This is a genomic window from Arthrobacter sp. zg-Y20 (assembly GCF_030142075.1).
Taxonomy (GTDB): domain Bacteria; phylum Actinomycetota; class Actinomycetes; order Actinomycetales; family Micrococcaceae; genus Arthrobacter_B.
Genome location: NZ_CP126241.1, coordinates 2,355,919 through 2,378,419, shown reverse-complemented (window position 1 = coordinate 2,378,419; position 22,501 = coordinate 2,355,919). Strand labels below are relative to the sequence as shown.

General features: G+C 65.4%; 18 protein-coding genes and 3 tRNA genes. 7 read left to right on the top strand and 14 right to left on the bottom strand.

Going from position 1 to position 22,501, the window contains the following annotated elements; translation table 11 throughout:
- From QNO06_RS11430 to QNO06_RS11410, 5 genes are all read right to left on the bottom strand, one after another.
- On the bottom strand, positions 1-456 hold the full coding sequence (locus QNO06_RS11430; RefSeq protein WP_227914437.1) for a MarR family winged helix-turn-helix transcriptional regulator: 456 nt from the start codon (positions 454-456) through the stop codon (positions 1-3).
- Positions 457-465: 9 nt separating this feature from the next.
- Positions 466-1,602 carry a CE1758 family FMN-dependent luciferase-like monooxygenase gene (locus tag QNO06_RS11425; RefSeq protein WP_227914436.1) on the bottom strand — a complete coding sequence of 379 codons (1,137 nt, stop codon included), beginning with the start codon at positions 1,600-1,602 and terminating at the stop codon, positions 466-468.
- 103 nt (positions 1,603-1,705) lie between these two features.
- The gene (locus QNO06_RS11420) at positions 1,706-4,822 is read right to left on the bottom strand and encodes an efflux RND transporter permease subunit (RefSeq protein WP_227914435.1); all 3,117 of its coding nucleotides are present in this window, start codon (positions 4,820-4,822) and stop codon (positions 1,706-1,708) included.
- Between the two features lie 122 nt (positions 4,823-4,944).
- A complete protein-coding gene (locus QNO06_RS11415; RefSeq protein WP_227914434.1) occupies positions 4,945-6,435 on the bottom strand; it encodes a malate:quinone oxidoreductase in 1,491 nt (496 codons plus the stop codon).
- A gap of 130 nt (positions 6,436-6,565) precedes the next feature.
- On the bottom strand, positions 6,566-8,308 hold the full coding sequence (locus QNO06_RS11410) for an ABC transporter substrate-binding protein (protein ID WP_227914432.1): 1,743 nt from the start codon (positions 8,306-8,308) through the stop codon (positions 6,566-6,568).
- A gap of 124 nt (positions 8,309-8,432) precedes the next feature.
- Between QNO06_RS11410 and QNO06_RS11405 the strand changes: the two genes are divergently transcribed.
- Positions 8,433-10,148: an ABC transporter ATP-binding protein gene (locus QNO06_RS11405; RefSeq protein WP_227914430.1), complete on the top strand. Its 1,716-nt coding sequence runs from the start codon at positions 8,433-8,435 to the stop codon at positions 10,146-10,148.
- Between the two features lie 2 nt (positions 10,149-10,150).
- Positions 10,151-10,672 carry a tetratricopeptide repeat protein gene (locus QNO06_RS11400; protein ID WP_227914428.1) on the top strand — a complete coding sequence of 174 codons (522 nt, stop codon included), beginning with the start codon at positions 10,151-10,153 and terminating at the stop codon, positions 10,670-10,672.
- Between the two features lie 73 nt (positions 10,673-10,745).
- Here the strand turns inward: QNO06_RS11400 and QNO06_RS11395 are convergent, their stop codons facing one another.
- The 5 genes from QNO06_RS11395 to bcp form a co-directional block, all read right to left on the bottom strand.
- Entirely contained in the window at positions 10,746-11,690 is a 945-nt protein-coding gene (locus QNO06_RS11395) for an ABC transporter permease (protein ID WP_227914426.1), read from the bottom strand.
- Positions 11,687-12,691 (bottom strand): ABC transporter permease, encoded by a 1,005-nt coding sequence (locus QNO06_RS11390; RefSeq protein ID WP_227914424.1) that lies wholly within the window; start codon positions 12,689-12,691, stop codon positions 11,687-11,689. Before QNO06_RS11390 ends, QNO06_RS11395 begins: the two co-directional genes overlap by 4 nt.
- Positions 12,692-12,793: 102 nt before the next feature.
- Entirely contained in the window at positions 12,794-14,488 is a 1,695-nt protein-coding gene (locus tag QNO06_RS11385) for an ABC transporter substrate-binding protein (RefSeq protein ID WP_227914422.1), read from the bottom strand.
- A gap of 289 nt (positions 14,489-14,777) precedes the next feature.
- Positions 14,778-14,859: transfer RNA gene (locus QNO06_RS11380), tRNA-Leu, on the bottom strand.
- Between the two features lie 58 nt (positions 14,860-14,917).
- Positions 14,918-15,385, bottom strand: coding sequence for a thioredoxin-dependent thiol peroxidase (bcp, locus tag QNO06_RS11375; protein ID WP_227914420.1), 468 nt, complete (start codon positions 15,383-15,385; stop codon positions 14,918-14,920).
- A 153-nt stretch (positions 15,386-15,538) separates the two neighbouring features.
- Here bcp and QNO06_RS11370 point away from each other — a divergent pair, with 153 nt between their 5' ends.
- The 3 genes from QNO06_RS11370 to QNO06_RS11360 all read left to right on the top strand — a co-directional run bounded on the left by QNO06_RS11370 (position 15,539) and on the right by QNO06_RS11360 (position 18,170).
- Positions 15,539-16,045, top strand: coding sequence for a MarR family winged helix-turn-helix transcriptional regulator (locus QNO06_RS11370; RefSeq protein ID WP_227914419.1), 507 nt, complete (start codon positions 15,539-15,541; stop codon positions 16,043-16,045).
- A gap of 125 nt (positions 16,046-16,170) precedes the next feature.
- A complete protein-coding gene (locus QNO06_RS11365) occupies positions 16,171-17,343 on the top strand; it encodes an RtcB family protein (protein WP_227914418.1) in 1,173 nt (390 codons plus the stop codon).
- Positions 17,344-17,375: 32 nt separating this feature from the next.
- The gene (locus QNO06_RS11360; protein ID WP_227914417.1) at positions 17,376-18,170 is read left to right on the top strand and encodes a GNAT family N-acetyltransferase; all 795 of its coding nucleotides are present in this window, start codon (positions 17,376-17,378) and stop codon (positions 18,168-18,170) included.
- Between the two features lie 49 nt (positions 18,171-18,219).
- On the opposite strand, the gene QNO06_RS11355 is transcribed toward QNO06_RS11360, so the two are convergent.
- From QNO06_RS11355 to QNO06_RS11345, 3 genes are all read right to left on the bottom strand, one after another.
- A tRNA-Lys gene (locus QNO06_RS11355) sits at positions 18,220-18,295 on the bottom strand.
- A gap of 173 nt (positions 18,296-18,468) precedes the next feature.
- Positions 18,469-18,544, bottom strand: a tRNA-Lys gene (locus QNO06_RS11350).
- A 114-nt stretch (positions 18,545-18,658) separates the two neighbouring features.
- On the bottom strand, positions 18,659-18,979 hold the full coding sequence (locus tag QNO06_RS11345; protein WP_227914416.1) for a hypothetical protein: 321 nt from the start codon (positions 18,977-18,979) through the stop codon (positions 18,659-18,661).
- Between the two features lie 106 nt (positions 18,980-19,085).
- On the opposite strand from QNO06_RS11345, the gene QNO06_RS11340 reads away from it, so the two are divergent.
- On the top strand, positions 19,086-20,063 hold the full coding sequence (locus QNO06_RS11340; RefSeq protein ID WP_227914415.1) for a 2-hydroxyacid dehydrogenase: 978 nt from the start codon (positions 19,086-19,088) through the stop codon (positions 20,061-20,063).
- Here the strand turns inward: QNO06_RS11340 and QNO06_RS11335 are convergent.
- Complete coding sequence (locus QNO06_RS11335; RefSeq protein ID WP_227914414.1) at positions 20,060-20,449, bottom strand: hypothetical protein; 390 nt, start codon at positions 20,447-20,449, stop codon at positions 20,060-20,062. The two genes, QNO06_RS11340 and QNO06_RS11335, sit on opposite strands and share 4 nt — an antisense overlap.
- A 245-nt stretch (positions 20,450-20,694) precedes the next feature.
- Between QNO06_RS11335 and ilvD the strand changes: the two genes are divergently transcribed.
- Positions 20,695-22,398, top strand: a complete 1,704-nt coding sequence (gene ilvD / locus QNO06_RS11330; RefSeq protein WP_227914413.1) for a dihydroxy-acid dehydratase — start codon at positions 20,695-20,697, stop codon at positions 22,396-22,398.
- Positions 22,399-22,501: the final 103 nt, after the last annotated feature.

Genomic DNA, 22,501 nt, shown 5'->3' with positions numbered 1-22,501 from the left:
CTAGTCCTCCAGGCTCGCCAGCACCTTATCCGTGAGTTCCTTGAGCCGGACCAGCTCCTCACCGTCCAATGCGGGGGTGAGGAGCTCGTGGATGCCGCGCACATGGATCCGTCCCAGGCGGCGCTGCACCGCCCGGCCTTCATCCGTTAGCGACAGTTCGACGCCGCGCTGGTCCTGTTCCGCCGGCCGTCGCTGCACCAGGCCCCGGGCCTCGAGCCGGTCCACCATCCGGCTGAGGCTGGGCTGGCTGATCAGCAGGTGCTCGTTGAGCTCATTTAGCCGGCTCCAGCCTCCGGGGCACCGGGTGAGGTTGAACAGGACGTCGTACTCGCGCATGGTGAGGTCCCGAAACTCAGGATCGCGCTGGAGGCGACGCATCACCCCCACCTGGACGCGGAAGAGGGATTCCCAGGTTTCGGCTGCCTGCTTCACGCTGGCGTCGTTGGAGGAGTGCATGCTCCCAGCCTACTGAACGCCGGCAGCGGCCGCCGACGGTGACGGTGCGGATGCCGGGACTGCACCGGCTGCATCGTTGCGGGCGGCCGCGCGTGCGGCGTGCGTGGGGCCGTCCGGAACGCCCGCGGGGCGTCGGCTGTCGAGTTCCTTCCGCAGCTCCGGCAGGACGTATTCGCCGAAGAGGTCCAGCTGTTCCAGGACCGTCTTGAGCGGCAGTCCGGCGTGGTCAATCAGGAAAAGCTGGCGCTGGTAGTCGCCGAAGTACTCCTGGAACGTCAGCGTCTTCTCCAGCACCTCCTGCGGGCTGCCGACGGTCAGCGGGGTTTGGGCGGTGAAATCCTCCATGGTCGGGCCGTGCCCGTACACCGGGGCGTTGTCGAAGTAGGGCCGGAACTCGTTGATTGCGTCCTGGGAGTTCTTCCGCATGAAGAACTGCCCGCCCAGTCCCACAATGGCCTGGTCTGCGCGGCCGTGGCCGTAGTGCTCGTACCGTTCGCGGTACAGTCCGATGAGCTGCATGTAGTGCTCCTTCGGCCAGAAAATGTTGTTGGCGAAGAAGCCGTCACCGAAGTAGGCGGCAATTTCGGCTATCTGCGGCGTGCGGATGGAGCCGTGCCACACAAAGGGCGCGACGCCGTCGAGCGGACGCGGCGTGGCGGTGAAGTTGCGCAGCGGGGTGCGGAACTTGCCTTCCCAGTTCACGGTGTCCTTGTCCCAGAGCTGGCGCAGCAGGTTGTAGTTCTCCACGGTCAGTTCCACTGAATCCTGCGGATCCTTGCCGAACCACGGGTACACCGGGGCAGTGTTGCCCCGGCCCAGGACCAGGTCCACGCGGCCGTCGGCCACGTGCTGGAGCATGGCAAAATCCTCGGCGATCTTCACCGGATCGTTGGTGGTGATCAGCGTGGTGGTGGTGGAGAGGATGATCCGCTCGGTCTGGGCGGCAATGTAGCCCAGGAGGGTGGTGGGGGAGCTGGCATAGAAGGGCGGGTTGTGGTGCTCGCCGGTGGCGTACACGTCCATGCCGATCTCTTCGACCTTGCGGGCGATGGCCACGGCTGCCTTGATCCGCTCACCCTCGGTGGGGATGCGGCCGGTGACGGGGTCGCGGGTAATGTCGCTGACGCTAAAGACGCCGATCTGCATGTTGGCCTCCGGAAGTTGGAATGGTCCTCAAAGTATATGCATACGCATACATTTTCCTTCCAACGGTTACCTGCCCCGGTTCATTCCCGGCTCCGGGCTGCGGCTAGGCATGCATCTCTGCCGTGCGCTCCCTGCGCAGTTGGCGCTTCTCGCGGGAACCCTCAACCAGCCGGTAGAGCACCGGCACCAGGATCAGCGTCAGGGCGGTGGAGGAGATCAGGCCGCCAATCACCACAATGGCGAGCGGGCGGGAAATGAACCCGCCCTCGCCGGTGACGCCCAGTGCCATCGGGGTCAGGGCGAACACCGTGGCCAGCGCGGTCATCAGGATCGGCCGCAGGCGCTGCCGGGCACCGCGGAAAACAGCGTCCTCCACGTTCATGCCCGGCCTGCCGTCCCGCGGCTGCCGGTACTGGTTGATCAGGTCCATCAGCACAATGGCGTTGGTCACCACAATGCCCACCAGCATCAGCATGCCTACCAGGGAAGGCAGGCCCAGCGGGACGCCGCTGACCAGCAGCAGCAGGATGGCGCCGGTGGCCGCGAAGGGAATGGAGACCAGCAGGATCAGCGGCTGCAGCAGGGACTTGAAGGTGGCCACCATGATCACGTACACAATGGCGATGGCAGCCAGCAGCGCCAGGCCGAGCTGGGTGAAGGACTCGTTCTGCTGGGTGGCGGCGCCGCTGAGTTCGGCGGTCACGCTGGCCGGCAGGTCCACCTCCGCCAGCCGGGCCTGGACTTCGGTGATGGCCGCACCCAGGTTGTCGCCCTCGGGGGAGACGGAGACGACGGCGGTGCGTTCGCCGCCGGAAGAGGAGACCGACGTCGGCACGGAGACCTCCTGGACGGTGGCCAGGTCGCGCAGCGGCACCGGACCGGAACCGGTCGGCACCGCGACACTGTTGAGCTGTTCCAGGGAAGTGATGGGCGTGCCCTCACCGATGAGCACCGGCAGGTCATCCGTGCCCAGCCGGACCGTGCCGGCCGGCAGCGGGCTGACGGTCGATGCCACCAGCCCGGCGATTTGCTGCTCATTGAGGCCGGCGGCCACTGCCTTCGCCCGGTCGATGGTCACCTGGACCACCGGCTGGGAGGAGGAAAGGTTGCTGCTGGCCTCGGCGACGCCGGGCAGGTCGGACATGGCCGCCACAAGCGCGTCGCTGGCCGGCTGCAGATCAGCCGGGTCGCCGGCGGAGAGCTCAATGTCCACAGTGTTCGACGTGCCGAAACCGCCGCCCGTGCTGCCCAAGGTGACGTTGCCGGCGTCGTCCGCGTCCTCGATGGCCTTCCGGACGGTGTCGCGCAGTGCCACCTGGTCCACGCCCTCCTCGGTGATGACCGTGAAGTTCGCTACCGACGAGCCGCCCGCCGTGAACGCGGCCAGCCCGGAGGTTGAGGTGCCCATGGTGACCTGCACGTCCTTGACACCGTCGATGCCGGAGAGGATGTCCTCCACCTTGCCGGCGGCCTCGGATGTGCGCTCCAGCGATGTGCCGGCGGGCAGTTCCTGCCGCACGCTGAAGTTGTTCTGGCCGGTGTCGCCCAACAGGTTGGTCGGAAGCAGCGGCGTCATTGCCGCCGTGGCCAGGAGGATGATCAGCCCGGCAACCACGGTGTACACCGGGTGGCGCTGGGTGGTGCGCAGGACCGGCAGGTAACCGCGCTGCAGCATGGTCCGGGATTCGCGTTCCTCGGCTTCGGCACGGTACGCCTCGGGGTCGGCCACCGGCGGGGAGGACTTCAGGAACCAGTAGGCCAGCACCGGCACAATGGTCAGGGAGACCAGCAGCGAGGCCAGGAGGGCCAGCGTGGTGGTGACAGCGAAGGGCCGGAACAGCTCGCCGGCGAGGCCGCCCACAAACGCAATGGGAGCGAACACCGCCACGGTGGTGAGCGTGGACGCCGTCACGGCGCCGGCCACTTCCCGCACGGCGGTGAGGATGGCCGTGCGTTTGTCCTCGCCGTAGCCCAGGTGCCGCTTGATGTTTTCGATGACGACGATCGAGTCGTCCACCACCCGGCCAATCGCGATGGTCAGGGCGCCGAGGGTGAGGATGTTCAGGGAGTAGCCGAAGGCCAGCAGGCCGATGAAGGTTACCAGCAGGGACAGCGGAATGGAGACCGCGGTGACCAGCGTGGAGCGGATGGAGAGAAGGAAAACCAGGATGACCAGCACAGCGAAGCCCAGCCCGAGCAGGCCTTCGGTGGTGAGGTCGGAAATGGACTGCTCAATGAAGGGCGCCTGGTCAAAGACCACGGTGAATTCCGCGCCGTTGCCCAGTTCCTCCTGCAGCGACGGCAGCAGGTCCATGACCTCGTGCGAGATGCCGACCGTGTCTCCGGCCGGGGTCTTGGTGACGGACACGGCCAGCGTCGCTTCGCCGTTGGTCCGGGTGATGGAGGTGGCTTCATCTTCGGTGATGTTTACGGTTGCCACGTCGCCGATGGTGACCGGTGCGCCGTCGCCGTTGCCGCCGGCGGACTCGACCGGGAGGGCGGAAATCTTCTCCAGGCTGTCCAGCGGTGCGCCCACCTGGATGGAGAGGGTCCGGCCGTCCTCATTAACGGTTCCGGCGGGCAGCAGTGCGCCGCTGTTTTCCAGCGCATCCACTATGGCGGCGGGCGTGACGCCCAGCCGGGCGAGGGCGGCGTCGTCGGGAAGGATGGCGACGTGCCGGGTGGATCCGCCGGTGACTTCTGCTGTCCGGACGCCTTCGATTTTCTGCAGGCGGGGAACGGTCAGGCGCTGCAGGTCCGCATTGAGCTCGGCCAACGGTTCATCGGAGGACACCGCCAGATAGACGATGGGGAAATCACTGATGCTGCCGGCCAGCGACTGCGGATTGGCATCCTCGGGCAGCAGCTGCCGGGAATTGGAGATTGCACGGTCCACCTGCCCGCGGGCCCGGTCCAGGTCCGTGCCGTAGGCAAAGGTGAGGCTGATGGTGGAGATCCCGGAACGGGACGTGGCCGAGGAATCTTCCAGGCCTTCGACGGCGGTCAGCGCCCCTTCCAGCGGTTCGCTGACCTGGGCATCCACCACCTCGGGGGAGGCGCCGGGCAGGGCAGTTATGACGCTGATCTGCGGGAACTCCAGCGACGGGATCAGCTCCTGCTTCAGGGAGCTCATGGAAATGACGCCGAAAACCGCCACGAACACCGTGATCAGGGCAATGAGCGCCCGGTTGGAGAGGGACAGCTTGGCCAAACGGTCCATGATCCTGCCTTAGGAAGGGCGAACTGGAGAAGGGGAGGTGGTGCAGCGCCGAATGCCCGGCGCCTGAAACAGAGTGCGGCGCAGGCCCGCCGTGAAGGCAGGCCTGCGCCGCGGTGCCGTTCCTAGGACAGGCCCAGGACCTTGCTCGTGTCGGCGTTGATCTCTTCCATCAACCGCTCGTTTTCGTTGAGCTTGACGCCGTAGCCCGGGATCATTTCCTTGATCTTCGGTTCCCAGCCGTCGAATTGGCGGGGGAACGCACGCTTGAGCAGGTTGATCATGATGGGCGGTGCCGTGGAGGCTCCGGGGGATGCGCCCAGCAGGGCGCCGATGGAACCGTCTGCGGCGGTGATGAGTTCGGTGCCGAACTGCAGCACACCGCCCTTCTTCGGGTCCTTCTTGATGACCTGGACGCGCTGGCCCGCTGTGATGAGGTCCCAGCCCTCGGTCTTGGCGGAGGGCATGAATTCCTGCAGTGCGGCCGTTTTGCCTTCGCGGGTCTTCAGGACTTCGGTGACGAGGTACTTGACCAGGCTCATGTTGTCCTTGGCCACGCCCAGCATCGGCACGAGGTTGGACGGCCGGACCGAGAGCGGCAGGTCCAGGTAGGAACCAGTCTTTAGGAACTTGGGCGAGAAGCCGCCGTACGGGCCGAACAGCAGGGAACGCTGCCCGTTGACGAACCGGGTGTCCAGGTGCGGCACGGACATGGGCGGGGCACCCACGGAAGCCTGGCCGTACACCTTGGCGTTGTGGCGGGCAATGATGGACTCATCCGTGGAGCGCAGGAACTGGCCGGAGACGGGGAAGCCGCCGAAGCCCTTGCCCTCGGGGATGCCGGAGGCCTGGAGCAGGTGCAGTGCGCCGCCGCCGCCGCCGATGAAGACGAACTTGGCGCTGACGGTGCGGGCGGTGCCGGTGGCCAGGTCCTTGACCTTGACGTCCCAGCCGCCGGTGGAGGAACGGGATACGTTGCCCACTTCGTGGCGGAAGTGCATGTTCACCCCGTTGGCGCCGAGGTAATTGGTCAGTTCGCGGGTCAGCGCACCGAAATCGACGTCGGTGCCGCCGACCACGCGGGAGGCTGCAACCCGCTGGGAGGGGTCGCGGCCTTCCATGATCAGGGGGGCCCACTCCGCCAGCTTGGCCGGATCCTCGGAGAATTCCATGGTCTTGAAGAGGGGCTGCGCGCTCAGCGATTCCCAGCGGCGGCGCAGGTACTCCGAATGCGCGTCGCCCCAAACAAAGCTCATGTGCGGCAGCGGATTAATGAAGTTGTTGGAGATGTGGCCTGCAGAGACCAGATGCGACCAGAACTGCCGGGAAACCTGGAACTGCTCGTTGATGCCCACCGCCTTCGCCGGGTCAACGGAGCCGTCGGCTGCGGCCGGGCTGTAGTTCAGTTCACAGAGCGCGGCGTGGCCGGTTCCCGCGTTGTTCCACGGGTCGGAGCTTTCCAGCCCTGCGCGGTCGAGGCGCTCATAGAGGGAGATGTCCCAATCCGGCGCCAGCTGCTTCAGGAACGCCCCGAGGGTCGCGCTCATGATGCCGCCGCCGATCAGCAGTACATCTGTTTTCGTTGCGGAATTATCCGCCGGGCTATTTGCAGTCAACTTCGTCTCCAGTCGCGTGGGCGCTAGCCATAGAAGCGTATCCCTGAGCAGGTGGCTTCCTAAAATTATCGCCTACTTGCACTGCTTTGCCGGGGCAAACCGCAACCGGTCCGGTAAAGGCCCCGGCGCCTCAGCGGTCCGCGAGGGAGATTCGGTTGAAGACTTCGTGGAGGACGGGGCTGGTGGGGTAGGACGCGACGCGGGGGGACAGCGCCAGGGCAGAGATGGGGAAGGCGAGCGGGATAGCCGGTACGCGCTCGGAAATCCGGTTGGTAATCGCGTGGTAGGCGTCAGTTTGATCCTGGCCCTCGCCCAGCGTGCGCGCCTTCTCGACGCCGGTGAATACTTCCGGGTCGTTGAACGCGAATTCCTCGGTGTAGCGCCCAAAAAGCGTGCCGACAAAGTTGTCGCCGGCTTCGTAACTGCCGGCCAGCCCCAGCAGGTGGAAGGCCCGGTCTTCCTTGCCATGCACCTTTTCCAAGTAGCCCTCGGACCAGTCCACCGGGACCGGGCGGATGTTGAAGCCGGCAGCGGTCAGCTGGCTGCTGAGCCGGGCATAGACCTTTTCGGGCGTGGGCAGGTAACTGCGGGTAACGTGCCGGGGATAGTAGAACGGCAGCTCCCGGCCGTCATACCCGGCTTCGATGAGCAGTTCCTTGGCCTTCTCCGGTTCGTAGCCGTAACCGGTGGCCGAGTCGGACGTCAGTCCCAGCTTTTCCGGCAGGAACTGGTTGGCAGGCTTGGTGCCGTTGAGGAACAGGCCGTCCAGGACGGCAGGCTTGTCGATGGCGTGCGCCACCGCACGGCGCATCAGGACGTTGTCCAGTCCGGGGAAGCTCTGGTTGATGCCCAGGTACAGGATGGAATACGGATCGCGCTGCTGGATCTGCTGGCCGTTGCGCGCCAGTTCGCCGACGTCGTTCACCGTAACCAGGTCGTAGCCGTCCACCTCGCGCTTCTTCAGGGCACGCAGGCGGCCCTCGGGGCTGTTGATCGTCCTGAAGACCACGGTCCCGATCTGGCCGGGTTCGCCCCAGTATTCCGGGTAGGCCGTCAGTTCAATGGTGTCTTCGTCCCATGTGCCGAAGCGGTAAGGGCCGGTGCCTACGGGATGGACGCCGTAGGCGGAAATCTTGCGCCCGTTGAGTTCCCGGGTCAGCTCGTCCGCGCTTGCCTCGGCCAGTGCCTTCGGTGATGACATGGCGAACGCCGGTGCTGCGAGGGCGGGAATGAAGCTCTCCAGAGGCTCGGTCAGGATGACCCGGACGGTGTATTCGCCTACCGGAACGCAGTCCTTGTAGACGGTGAGGGCGGGCGTATCCGAGTAGCCCCGGAATACCGACTTGTACATCAGCGAATCGGTGCGCACGGACTCGGGCATGTTGTACCAGCGTTCAAAGTTCCGCCGTACGGCTTCGGCGTTGAAGGGCTCACCGTCGTGGAAGGTCACGTCCTGCCGCAGTTCGAACGTATAGGTCCTGCGGTCCTCGGACTGCGTCCAGCTTTTGGCCAGCAGGGGTGTGGGGGCCGAGGTCAGGGCGTCCACGCCCACCAGCCCCTCAAGGACCTGCCGGGTGACCCGGTAGGACTCAGTGTCGGAGGCGAGGGCCGGATCAAGGGTGACCGGACGCGCCGCCGTCGCGAAGGTGAAGCGGGCGGAAGGGCCGGTAGGTGCGGTCGTGCCGGCTGCAGCCGTGGGCTTGTCTTCGGCGGCTTCGGCCGTGCAGCCGGCAAGCATGAAGGCTGCCGCTGCTGCCCCGGCCCTGATGATGGAACGGCGGGAGAGGGAAGGACCGCTGGGGCCGGAACTGGCCCGGGCTGGTTCCCGTCCGGGTTCTGCTGTGCCGGGTTTTACTGGGTCGGATCGGGTCACGGTGATACTCCTCCGGGACGCTCCATCCCTCCGTTTTGATGATTTCCCATTCTAAATGATTAAAAACCGGTAAACACCGGTGAGACACGCGTCACAAGAGGTGCCGGTGGGGCAGGATGGGGAAATGACTGATTTGAGCGCTGATACGCCCCTGCTCGAGGTGAGCAACCTCGCGGTTAATTTCCGCACCATGGACGGCGAAGTGTCCGCCGTCCGCAACGCCGGGTTCTCCTTGCCCGCAGGCAAGACACTGGCCATTGTGGGGGAGTCCGGCTCCGGGAAGTCCACCACGGCTATGGCCGTCATCGGCCTGCTGCCGGGCAACGGTACAGTGGCGTCGGGCAGCATCCGCTTCGACGGTCAGGAACTGGTGGGACTGCCCGAGGCGAAAATGCGGGCCATTCGGGGCCGGTCCATCGGCCTGGTGCCGCAGGACCCGATGTCCAACCTGAACCCGGTGACCAAAATCGGAACCCAGGTTGCCGAGACGCTGCTGGTGCACGGCATGGCCACCGCGAAGGACGTGGACCGCAAGGTTGTGGAGGTCCTGACCGCCGCCGGACTGCCCAACGCCGCTGAACGAGCCAAGCAGTACCCGCATGAATTTTCCGGCGGCATGCGCCAGCGGGCCCTGATCGCCATTGGCCTGGCCTGCCGTCCCCGGCTCTTGATTGCCGATGAACCCACGAGTGCGCTGGACGTAACGGTCCAGCGGACCATCCTTGACCAGATCGACCGCATGACGGAAGAACTGGGCACGTCGGTCCTGCTGATTACCCACGACCTCGGGCTCGCGGCCGAGCGTGCCTCCGAACTGGTGGTGATGCACCGCGGTGAAGTCGTGGAGACCGGACCGGCGCGCCAGCTGCTGGAGGACCCGCAGCACCCGTACACCCAGTCATTGGTCCGGGCCGCCCCCAGCGTGGCGGCGGTCCGGCTCCGCCCGGGCGCCTTCAGCGCGGCGGGGGATGCGGAGGAGAGTGGAGCTGCCGCCGGAACGGACACAGCGGACGACGCCGCCCCGGACAACATTGTCGAATTCCGGGACCTCACCAAGGTCTTCAAGATCCGCGGCCGGGCGGATGATTTTTATGCGGCCCGGAACGTTACCCTGGACATCCCGCGCGGCCGCACCGTGGCTATTGTGGGGGAGTCCGGTTCGGGGAAGACCACCACGGCGCGGATGCTGCTCAAGCTTATTGAGCCCACGTCGGGAACCATGACCTTCGACGGGATGGACGTTGCGTCGCTGAACAAGGTCCAGCTGCGCGACTTCCGGCAGCGGGTGCAGCCTATCTTCCAGGACCCGTACTCCTCCCTGGACCCCATGTACACCATTGAGCGGATCCTTGAGGAGCCGCTGAAGACCTACCGCCGCGGCAACAAGGCCGAGCGGCAGCAGCGCGTCCGGGAACTCATGGACCAGGTGGCACTGCCGCAGGAGATGCTGCACCGCTATCCGGCCGAGCTTTCCGGCGGGCAGCGCCAGCGCGTGGCTATCGCCCGTGCCCTGGCGCTCAAGCCTGAGCTGATCGTCTGCGACGAGCCGGTCTCCGCGCTGGATGTGCTGGTCCAGGCCCAGATCCTGCAGCTGCTAGGGGACCTGCAGCGCGAGTTCGGGCTCAGTTACCTCTTTATCTCCCATGACCTGGCCGTGGTCCGGCTGATCTCCGACTACGTCTGCGTGATGAAGGACGGGGAACTGGTGGAGGCAGCGACGTCGGAAGAGGTCTTCTCCAACCCGCGCCACCCGTACACGCGCAGGCTCCTGGCCTCCATTCCGGGCAATGAACTGAACATTGAGGACAAACTGGACGTGGAAGGCGAGCTGGCTTCCTAGCCATGGGAGCAGGACGGGCTGCGGAAGAAGCAGCATTGGAAGCGGAACTGGAGCAGATCCTTGCTGCCCGGAACCGGGAGGCGATGGAGCCGACCATCAGGGCCCTGCTCGACGTCGACCGGCGCTTTCCGGAGAACCCGCGCGTTCTCTACGAAGTGGGGGGTGCCTATGACACAGCGGGGGAGGAGGACACTGCAGCAGGCTTCTACGAGCGTGCGCTCGCCGGCGGCCTGGACGGCGATGTCCTGCGGCGGTGCTATCTGCAGTACGGGAGCACCCTGCGGATCCTGGGTCGGGTGGAGGAATCCCTGGCGGTGTTCGCCCGGGCCCGCCGGGAATATCCGGACTCGGTGGCGCTGGGGGTCTTCGAGGCGCTGACGCTGCATGCCGGCGGCCGGGCGGACAGCGCGCTCGCAGGCATGCTGGAACTGGTGGCGGACAACGTTTCCGCCGCGGAGCTGGACCGGTACAAACCGGCGATCCGGGGCAATGCCGGGTATCTGCGGTCCCTGGACAGTGAGTAGTAAGGCAAGACAGTGAGTAGCAAAGCAAAAGGTCCCACCCGATGCGGGTGGGACCTTTTGCTTTACTGCCGGGCTACTTCCGGCGCGTCTTGGGATCCAGCGCTTCCCGCAGGGACTCGCCCAGCAGGGTGAAGCCCAGCGCGGTGATGGCAATGCAGATGCCCGGCAGGAACGCCAGCTGGGGCGCCACGCCGAGTTCGGCCTGCGCATAGGTGAGCATCCGCCCCCACTCCGCGGTCTGCGGCAGTCCGCCGCCGAGGCCGAGGAAGGACAGGGCTGCAGCGTCGATCACCGCAGTCGCGAGTGTCAGCGTCGCCTGGACAATCAGCGGTCCGGTGCTGTTGGGCAGCAGGTGGCTCATGGTGATGGTCCGCCGGCTCAGTCCCAGCGTCTGCGCCGAGAGAATGTAGTCGGCGCTGCGCTGGGAGATCATCGAGGATCGCAGCAGCCGCGCGAAGATCGGCACCTGGGACACACCGATGGCGATCATGATCGCAGCGGAGCTCTGTCCCATCATGGCGGCGATACTGACCGCGAGCAGCAGGTTCGGAACCGACAGAAGGATGTCCACGAAGCGCATGATGACGCTGTCCACCCAGCCGCCCAGGCCGCCGGCAAGGACACCGAGCAGCATTCCGCCCAGCAGGCCGAGGGCGGTGGAAACCACACCGATGATCAGCGACGCGCGGGCGCCCCAGAGCAGCTTGGACAGCACATCTCCGCCGAAGCGGTCCAGTCCAAGCGGATAGCCGTCGATGGCGCCGGGTCCCGGAATGCTGGTGGGGGTGATGTTCGTGCGGCCGGGCAGGTCATTGCCGCCGTACGGAGCCAGCAGCGGGGCGAGAAGTGCCACCAGGATAAAGAGACCGACAATTACGGCACCGGCAACGGCGGCCGGATTGCGGCGAAGCCGGCGGAAGGCATCTTTCCACATGCCGCTTTCGGCGGCCGGCTTGGCGGTGGGTGCACCTTCGGGAAGAACGGACCCGCCTGCTGCGGGGGGCAGAGTAGTACTCACTGGACACGCACCCTTGGATCGATGAAGCCGTAGGACACGTCAACCAGCAGGTTGATCAATGAGTACGCCACGGCAATGAAGACGATGAATCCCTGCAGCACGGGGTAGTCGAGGGCAAAAATTGCGTCCCTCAGGAATTTTCCTATCCCGCTGAAGGCAAAGACGGTTTCGGTCAGCACTGCGCCGGAGATCAGCAGCCCGGTCTGCAGGCCGATGGTGGTGGTGACCGGCAGCATGGCGTTGCGCAGGATGAACCGTCCGCGGATGGTTTTTTCCATCAGCCCCTTCGCCCGGGCCGTGCGGACGTAGTCCGCACCCTGGACTTCCAGGACAGACGCGCGGGTAATGCGCACAATAATCGCCAGCGGGATGGTGCCCAGGGCGATCGCCGGCAGCACAAGGTGCAGGATGGCATCCCAGGAGGCGTCCCATTCCCGTGTCAGCAGCCCGTCCAGTACAAAGAAGTCCGTGACGTGCGTGGCATTGATCCGCGGGTCCTGACGTCCGTCGGTGGGGAACCACCCCAGCTGGATGGCCAGTACCCATTTGAGAATGAAGGCCAGGAAAAAGACCGGCACGGTGATGCCGATGAGCGAGAGGACAACGGAGGAGTGGTCCCAGAAACGTCCGTAATGCCGGGCGGCCAGGTAGCCGAGCGGAATGCCGATGCCGATGGCGAAGATCAGCGCAACGACGGCCAGTTCCACTGTGGCCGGGAAACGGGTGCCGAATTCCTCCAGGACGGAACGCCCGGTGACGATGGAGGTGCCGAAGTCGCCCTTGAGGAGCTTCCCGACGTAGGTGAAGTACTGCTCGATCAGGGGACGGTCAAATCCGTAGGCCTTATTGATGTTCGCAATGGCTTCCGGTGAGGCCTTGTCTCCGAGCAGGGCCGTGGCCGGACCTCCGGGCAAGTTGCGTACCCAAAGGAACAGCAGGATGGACAGGCCTATGAGGGTGGGAATCAGCATAAGCAGGCGTTTGCCGATGACTCGTAGCACGAGCGTCCTTTCCCAGCCGTGGAAGCTGGAGGATCTGGTGGGGAAAAAGACTGGAACACGCGTAAAGGCCGGGGACCACTGGGGTCCCCGGCCTCCGGTGCGTTACTTGGTGAGCTTGATCTGGTTGAACACTTCGTCGTTCACCGGGCTGGCGGGGTAGGACTCAACCCGCTCGGAAAAGGCGAGCGACGGCGCCGGGTGTGCCAGCGGTACGGCCGGCACAAACTGGGCGATGTCCTCGTTGATCTGCTCGTAGAGCGGGGTCTGCTCGTCGAGCTTGGAGACCTGGCGGGCTTCTTCCAGGGCGTTGAAGATGTCCGGGTTGTTGAAGCCGAACTCCGGCTTCTCCTGGCCGAAGAAGACGCCAACAAAGTTGTCGGTGTCGTTGTAGTCGCCGGTCCAGCCCAGCAGGTGCAGGCCGTGATCGGACCCGGCCTGGACGCGGTCAAGGTAGTCCGGGGACCACTTGTTCGGCTGCGGGTTGACCTTGATGCCTACCTCGGCCAGCTGGGCCTGCAGGTTGGTGAAGACCTGTTCAGGGGTCGGCATGTAGGGGCGCGAGACGCCGGTGGGGTAGTTGAAGTCCACGGTGAAGCCGTCCGGGTAGCCGGCCTCGGCCAGCAGGGACTTTGCCTTCTCCGGATCGTAGGCGTACTCGGTGACCTCGTCGTTGTAGCCGTTGACAACCTCGGGGATGAACTGTGTTGCCACCTTCGTGCCTTCGGGCAGCGTCTGGGACACCAGCGCTTCCTTATCGATGGCGTAGGAGATGGCCTGGCGAACCTTCACATCGGCCAGTTCCGGAACCTGCTGGTTCATGCCCAGGTACAGGATGGTGAACGGATCCCGGGGGATCACCTTGAAACCGGCCGCGGCCAGCTGCTCGGTGTCGGCCGGAGCCACCAGGTCATAGCCGTCAATGTCGCCGGCTTCCAGCGACTGGCGGCGTGCCTGCGGATCATCGATGACGCGGAAGATGATGTCGGTGACCTGTGCTTCCTCATCTCCCCAGTAGTCCTCGTTCAGGTCAAGGGTGATCTGGTTTCCTACGTCCCAGGCATTGAACTTGTAGGGCCCGGTGCCGGTGGGGTGGGCCTTGGCGTATTCGGTCAGCTCGGGTGCCTCGGCCGTGCCGGAGGACTCGTTGGCACCGAACTCCTCCATGGCCGAGGGGCTCTGCATGGCGAACGCCGGCAGGGACAGGGCGGCAACGAACCCGGCGAACGGCTTGTTCAGCGAGATCACGGCTTCGGTGTCCGAAGACGCCTCGCAGGACTTGTACGTCGCGGTGTCCGGGCTGTCGGAGAAGCCCTTGAACAGCATGCCGTAGTAGTAGGCCTGGCTTTCTGCCTGCTGGATACCGGAGAAGTTGTACCAGCGGTCGAAGTTTGCGCAGACGGCTTCAGCGTTGAAATCCGTTCCGTCGTGGAACGTGACGCCTTCCTCCAGGGCGAACGTGTAGGTCATGCCGTCTTCGGAGACTTCCCAGGACTTGGCCAGCAGCGGAGCCGGGTCGGCGGTTCCGGGTTCGACCCCTACCAGGCCTTCGAAGATCTGGCGGCTGACCCGGAAGGACTCACCGTCGGAGGCGAAGGCGGGGTCAAGGGACTTGGGATCGGATGAGGCGGCGAAGACAAACGTGCCGTCGACGTCGCCGGAGCCACCGCCGTCGCCCTCTTCACGGTTGCTCTGGGCGCAGCCCGAGAGCACAAGAGCGCTCAGGGCAAGGCCTGCGGTAAGGGCGGACGCGCGCTTCTTCGCGGTGCGGCCTTTCCGGACTCTGTCTGCTGGGAACATGTTTCGGTACTCCTCTGGGGCGGATGAACGCTAAGCGAGTGTTGCCTGCTGCCGGCTAACCGGCGTGAATGTGTCCTGGAACACAAACGTATGGACAGAGCCTAATGGCGAAGTGTTTCTGTTACGTGAAATTGGACACCCCCGGCGCGGTCACGATTTGGTCACGCCGGAGCGGGCCTTGGGCCGGCAAGGGATGCCCGGGGATGCCCGGGGATGCCCGGGGAACACAAAAAGCCCCGGTCCGAAGACCGGGGCTTTTTGCCGTGGACGCCCTAAGCGGGGCCGTTTGTGCGCGAGGAGGGACTTGAACCCACACGTCCGAAGACACTGGAACCTAAATCCAGCGCGTCTGCCAATTCCGCCACTCGCGCGTGGTTTCTGCCGCCGGCCGGGGGCCAGCGGGGAAACCAGCCTCCAGTGTACCCGAGGTCAGTCGAGCCCCAGATCACGCCGGAGCTTGGCAACATGGCCGGTGGCCTTGACGTTGTACTGGGCGAGGGCAACCGTGCCCTCGGGGTCAACCACCACAGTGGACCTGATCAGCCCTTCGTAGGTGCGGCCGTAGTTCTTTTTCTCGCCCCATGCGCCGTAGGCTTCGGCCACCGCGTGGTCTGGATCGGAGAGCAGCGGGAAGTTGAGGTTCTCCGCTGCGGCGAACTTTTCCAGCTTCGTAACCGGGTCGGGGGAGATGCCCAGGACCGTGTAGCCGGCGCTCTTGAGGCTGTTCAGGTTGTCGCGGAAGTCGCAGGCTTCCTTGGTGCAGCCGGGCGTGGCTGCCGCGGGGTAGAAGTACACAATGGTGTTGCTGCCGCGCGCGTCGGCCAGGGAAACACTGCTCCCGTCGGCGGCGGGCAGGGTGAAGTCCGGGGCGGTTTCGGCCGGGCTGAGGCGTGGCATGGGAATCTCTCCTGGAAATGGGTTCTGGCACGCGGTACGACTCAAACGCGACATTCCCGCGCGGGATGGCTATCCTAGTCTGTGGACAGATGCATCATCAGCCAACTGACTGTTTGCTTAGCCGTCCAGAGCCTAGAGGAAGAGTCTTATTTTATGCCGGATATGGAGCGCTGGCCCACCGGTCGTCTGCTGTCAACCGCTGCGCGCCTGGTGGAACACGCCTGGAACGAACGCCTGGTCAGCATCGGCCTGACGCATGCAGGCGTGATCGCACTGGGTGTCCTTGATTCGCAGGGACCCATGACACAGGCCCGCCTGGCGCAGTTGGTGCGCGTCCAGGCACAGACTATGGGCAAGACCCTGGCCCGCCTGGAGACCCACGGCCATGTCACGCGGGTCCGTAATGATCTGGATAAGCGCAGCCACATGGTCACCATTACCGAGCGCGGCGCTGAAGCCCTGCACGAGGCGCAGAACATTGAGCGCACCCTGCTTGACGGCGGCGAGCTGATGTCCGAAGCGCTGCGCAGCCAGCTGCGCAAGGTCATCACCGAACTGGGCAGCCCCCGGTGGCAGACTGCCGTGGACGTTCCCGGACTGCCCATCCCGCCCGAAGCCGGGCTGGAAATCCTGCCGGAGCCCGCGGCAGACGGCCGCTGACAGCAGCGTCACACACATCGACAAAGCGTCACATCCACCGACAAGAGGCACATCCACCGGATGTGCCTCTTGTTTTTAACTCCGCCGGCGGCAGGTCCGCCGGCCACATGGGCAAGGGCAGGCACATGGAACAAAGAGTGAGCGAAAAGTACCTTAACTTTGCGGGCGTCATTGATGACGCCACATTGGAGCAGAACAGGCGCACGGCGCAGATGCCGTTCATCTACCCGCACCTGGCTTCCATGCCGGATGCCCATCTGGGCAAGGGTGCCGCCGTGGGCTCGGTGATCCCGACCCTTGGCGCGGTGATCCCGGCCGCCGTCGGCGTCGATATCGGCTGCGGGATGATCGCGGTGCGCACCGGGCACCGGGCCGCGGACTTAGCCGGACTGGACCGGCGGAAGCTGCGGACATCGATCGAGGGCGCGGTTCCCCTCTCCGCCGGGCACAGCAACAAGTCCCTGACGGACACTGCACGCCGCCGCGTCCAGGTCCTGTCCGACGACGCCGCTGCCGCCGGCTTTGATCCTGGCGCCTACCTCAAAGGCTGGCAGCTGCAGCTGGGCACACTGGGTTCAGGCAACCACTTCATTGAGGTTTCCCTCGATGAAGAGGATACGGTCTGGCTGTTCCTGCACTCCGGATCGAGGGGAGTGGGGAACAAGATCGCCCAGCAGCACATCTGGGCTGCGCAGAATTACTGCGGCAAACGCGCCATCGAGCTGCCGGACCGGGACCTGGCCTACCTGGAGGAAGGCACTGAGGAGTTTGACCGTTACATTGCGGAGCTGATGTGGGCGCAGAAATTCGCCCTGCTGAACCGGGAGGAAATGATGGACAGGGTGATGGCCTGCTTCCGGGAGTGGACCGGCGGACCGGTGCAGGAAGCAGAGCGGATCAACTGCCACCACAACTACACCGAGGTGGAAGAGCACTACGGAAAAAGGGTCTGGCTGTCCCGCAAGGGAGCCATTGATGCTTCCCCCGGCCGCCCTGGACTCATTCCCGGATCCATGGGTACCGCGTCCTACGTGGTGGAGGGCAAGGGCTACCCTCCGTCCCTGAACTCCGCGCCGCACGGGGCAGGCCGGCAGTACTCCCGCACCCGGGCACGCAAAACCTTCAGCCAGGAACAGCTGCGGAAGGCAATGCGGGGAATCGAGTACCGGGACACTCCCGCGTTCATCGATGAAATCCCGGCGGCTTATAAGGACATAGACGCAGTGATGGAGGATGCCGGGGACCTGGTTTCGGTGCGGCACGTGCTGCACCAGATTGTGAACGTCAAGGGAAACTGAGTCTGGGGCGGACCACGGTAGGGTGGCCAGTCATGACCACTTCAGCAGAGCTTCTTGCCGCCTATGACCGGCAGCTGCGCACGGACGCGGAGACTCCGTCCGCCCTCGACGTCGAACAGCTTGGACCGCTGCGCCTGGTGACGTTCGACGGCGGACGGGGATTCATCACCTATGCCGGCCTGGACGGCGCCGACGCCGGCACCATAGCCGGCTGGGTGGCCGGCGCCCTCGAGTATTACCGGAACAATCCGGCGATCCGGCACATCGAGTGGAAGTCCCGCGGGCATGACTGGGCTCCCGGACTGCATGTTGCACTGGTTGGTAACGGGTTTGAGCCGGAGGAATCCGAGTCCATCATGATCGGCCGCGCAGCGGACCTCGCCGTTGACGTCCCGCTGCCTGTTGGCGTTGCCCTCCGGCAGGTCACCGAAGAGGAAGATGTCCGTGCCATGAGTGCAATGGCGGACGGGGTCTTCGGGGATCCGGTTTCCACCGCAACTGCGGACTCCCTCCTGCGCCGGCTGTCCCATGCCGACGGAATGGAACTCTGGGTGGCCGAATGCGGGGCAGAGATTGTCAGCGCCGGACGCCTTGAACCTGTTCCCGGCACGGACTTTGCCGGCATCTGGGGTGGCGCCACCCTGCCGGCGTGGCGGGGCCGGGGTATCTACCGTGCCCTCACCGCAGCCCGCGCGCGGTCCGCCCTGGCAATGGGTAAGACACTGATCCACAGCGACTCGACACCGTACTCCCGGCCCATCCTTGAGCGCTCCGGTTTCGTGAAGGTCTCCACCACCACGCCATATATTTGGCGTGCCCCGGCCTAGACACAAAAAACCGCCCGGCAGGAGAATCTCCTGCCGGGCGGTTTCCGGTTGGTGCACCCCCCGGGACTTGAACCCGGAACCCATTGATTAAGAGTCAATTGCTCTGCCAATTGAGCTAGAGGTGCGTGCTGATGCGGTCTGGCATCCGGCGCCGTGGGGCGCGGTTTGTTCTCCGCAACGACATGAAACACTACCACGTCTGCGGCCGCTGCGCGAAACGGTGCCCCGTGCGGCTGCGTCCCCCCGGCACAACAAAAAACCGTCCGGCCAGGCGAAGCGCCTGACCGGACGGTTTTGTTGGTGCACCCCCCGGGACTTGAACCCGGAACCCATTGATTAAGAGTCAATTGCTCTGCCAATTGAGCTAGAGGTGCGTATTCACTGCTGTTTTCAGGCGAATTTTCTCCGCCGTTGGCATCAGCAACGACATGAAACACTACCAGCACTTTTGCCGCGGAATGAAATCCGGGCCGGTTTTGTGGTGCGTTTCACTTTGTGCCGCCGTCCTTGGGGGACCGGGACCGGGGGAGGACCACCAGTTCCCCCGGATTTCCGTCCCAATCCGCGCTGTTGTCCACTACCCAGGTGCGCGCTGGAAGGTTGGCGGCCGGGTCGGCAGTGGTCACCGTCGTGGGCGTAGCCGGGCCCGCCGCCGAAACGGTCCGCGGTACGCGAGTTCCCGCTGCGGCGCCGCCGGACGCCAGCCGGACGGCGTCGTTATCCGCCAGCCGGTGCAGTTTCCGGGCCGCCCACACTGCTGCAGCGGAACCGATGCCAAGGGCGGTGAGGTAAACCGATGTTCGAGCCACAAGGGGATCCTTCGGTCGGCGGAAGGCACAATTCGACGGTACGGCCGCCGCTTTCCCCTGTCCATAGCCGGTGCACTGCCGGGCGTCCGCCGCTACGCTGGCTGGCATGGACCGTTCCGAAGCCCGCCCTGTCCGCACCGTCACCGTTCCGACCGCCGCACTCCTGGACGCGCTGCAACCGCTTCCCGAGGGAATGCGGGCCGCGGTATGGGATCTCGAGGGGGAGCCCGACGGCGTTGACTACGCGGACATAGATGCCGTGGTCCTGCCCTACGCATCCGGCACCGCGTACCGCTCCGCGCTGGAGCGGGTCCCGCAGCTGGCCCTGCTGCAGGCCCAGTCCACCGGCTATGACGGCCTGCCCGAACTCGTTGGACCGGGCACGGCCATTGCCAGCGCCGCCGGCGTGCATGCGGCGGCAACAGCGGAAATGGCACTGACCCTGATCCTGGCCGCGCAGCGGGGGATCGACTCCGCGCTCCGCGGGCAGCATGAGGGCACATGGGAGCAGGTCCGCTGCCCCGGACTGGCCGACCGCCGCGTGCTCCTGGTGGGGGTGGGAGGAATCGGCCGGGAGATTGCCGCACGGCTGCGTCCGTTCGACGTCGAACTCACCCGCGTGGGCAGCACGGCCAGGACGGACGACGACGGCGCCGTGCACGGAAGCGGGGAACTTGCGGAACTCGCGGCGGCAGCAGAAATCCTGGTGGTGATCACGCCCCTGAATGAGCAGACCCGGCACTTGATCGACGCGCGGATCCTGTCGGCCCTACCCGACGGCGGGTTGGTGGTCAACGTGGCCCGCGGCGCCGTCGTGGACAGCGAGGCGCTCACCAAAGAGGTGGTGTCAGGGCGGCTGCGCGCCGCCGTAGATGTTTTCGATCCCGAACCCATACCGGAAGACCACCCCCTGCGGCAGGCGCCCGGTGCCATCATCACCCCGCACTGGGGCGGGAATACCGACGCCTTCGAACCTCGGATCCGGGAGTTCCTGCGCCGCCAGGTCCGCCGGCTGGCCCGGGGTGAGGAACCGTTGAATATGGTCCGGCCGGGCCCGTGGGCCGGCAGGTCCGGTGAAAGCTAGGCCAGCTCCAGGTAGGAGTCCACGAAGGAACGGAAGTCCTCCCAGTCCGCGGCCTGCTCCAGCATCCGCGTCCCGGCCCCGGGCAGTGCTGCCTGCGGCTCCACGCTGAACCGGAAGATGCGTCCGGTGTTGGTACCCACCTCATACGCGTCCGCAGCCAGTTCGTCAGTGTGGCTGAGGTTGGTGGTGTTCACCGCGGTGGGGGCCTCGAGGCCGGCCAGGGAATCGACGTCGAACGGGGCGAAGACCAGTTCGGCTGGACGCCAGCGGTAGCCCAGGACGTAGAAACCCGGCTCCTCGTCCCCGGCGGGAGTGGCACACACCAGGTTGTAGTCCCCGTAGTTCGGGATCTGGGATTCGAAGACGCGGCGCAGCACCAGCTTCATCTCGTCGCTGTCCGTTGCCGTGCTTGACTCTTTATATGGGTCTAAGCCTGGGTTTAAGTCTGGGTTCGTGTCGGGGGAGCCTCTGTCCGATGTCATACCCCCAGTCTATGAACAGGGTCCCCCCATCCGGGAAGCACGGCCCGTCCGCGCCATAGATCTTCATCTGGTGTTCACGGGCCGTAACAACGGAAGCCGGTGTCCGTCACATGGGCGGAACGCGCAGGCTTAAGTCCTAGGATTTAGCCATGAGCGGAGAAAACACACCCGATATCAAGCCCCGCAGCCGAGTGGTCACGGACGGCATCCACGCAGCGCCCGCCCGCGGCATGTTCCGCGCCGTGGGAATGGGTGACGACGATTTCGCCAAGCCGCAGATCGGCGTCGCGAGTTCGTGGAACGAGATCACCCCCTGCAACCTTTCCCTGAACCGCCTGGCCCAGGGTGCCAAGGAAGGCATCCACGCCGGCGGCGGCTTCCCCATGCAGTTCGGCACCATTTCCGTCTCCGACGGGATCTCCATGGGCCACGAGGGCATGCACTTCTCCCTGGTGTCCCGCGAAGTCATTGCCGACTCGGTGGAGACCGTCATGATGGCTGAACGCCTGGACGGCTCCGTCCTCCTGGCCGGCTGCGACAAGTCCCTGCCGGGCATGCTGATGGCCGCCGCGCGCCTGGACCTCTCCAGCGTCTTCCTCTACGCCGGCTCCATCATGCCCGGCTTCGCGAAGATGGAGGACGGCAGCGAGCGGGAAGTGACCCTTATCGACGCCTTCGAAGCCGTGGGCGCCTGCGCCGCCGGCAAGATGAGCCTGAAGGACCTGGACTCCATCGAGCGGGCCATCTGTCCCGGCGAAGGCGCCTGCGGCGGCATGTACACCGCCAACACCATGGCCTGCATCGGCGAGGCCCTGGGAATGTCCCTGCCCGGCTCGGCGGCGCCGCCCTCGGCCGACCGCCGCCGCGACGAATTTGCCCGCAAATCCGGCGAAGCCGTGGTCAACCTGCTGCGCAAGGGCATCACCGCCCGCGACATCATGACCAAGAAGGCCTTCGAAAACGCCATCGCCGTCACCATGGCCTTCGGCGGCTCCACCAACGCCGTGCTGCATCTGCTCGCCATCGCCCGCGAAGCCGAAGTGGACCTCACACTGGAGGACTTCAACCGCATCGGCGACACCATCCCGCACCTGGGCGACCTGAAGCCCTTCGGCCGGTACGTAATGTTCGACGTCGACAAGATCGGCGGCGTCCCGGTGATCATGAAGGCACTGCTCGACGCCGGCCTGATCCACGGCGACTGCCTCACCGTCACAGGCAAGACGGTCGCGGAGAACCTGGCCGCCATCAATCCGCCGGACCCGGACGGCAAGGTGCTGCGCGCCATCGACAACCCCATCCACAAGACCGGCGGCATCACCATCCTGAAGGGCTCCATGGCCCCCGAAGGCGCAGTGGTCAAAAGTGCCGGGTTCGACGCCGACGTGTTCGAGGGCACCGCACGTGTCTTCGAACGCGAACAGGGTGCCCTGGATGCCCTCGATGCCGGGCAGATCCACGCCGGCGACGTCGTCGTGATCCGCTACGAAGGTCCCAAGGGTGGCCCGGGCATGCGCGAAATGCTGGCCATCACCGGCGCCATCAAGGGAGCAGGCCTGGGCAAGGACGTCCTGCTGCTCACCGACGGCCGGTTCTCCGGGGGCACCACCGGCCTGTGTATCGGCCATGTGGCACCCGAAGCCGTCGACGGCGGCCCCATCGCCTTCGTGCGGGACGGGGACCGGATCCGCGTGGACATTGCCGCTCGCAGCTTCGACCTGCTGGTGGACCCGGAAGAGCTGGAAGCCCGGAAGGCCGGTTGGCAGCCGCTGCCGGGGAAGTTCACCACCGGTGTGCTGGGCAAGTACACCAAGCTGGTGAACTCCGCCTCCACCGGCGCTTACTGCGGCTGAAAACTCGTGGACTCGGTTTTCTTACGAGCCGCCGAGGCGGCAGGGCTTAATAAGGCTGCAAAGGCCTGAGGGGCCCCGACGACGTCCGCTCTCGGCGGGCGTC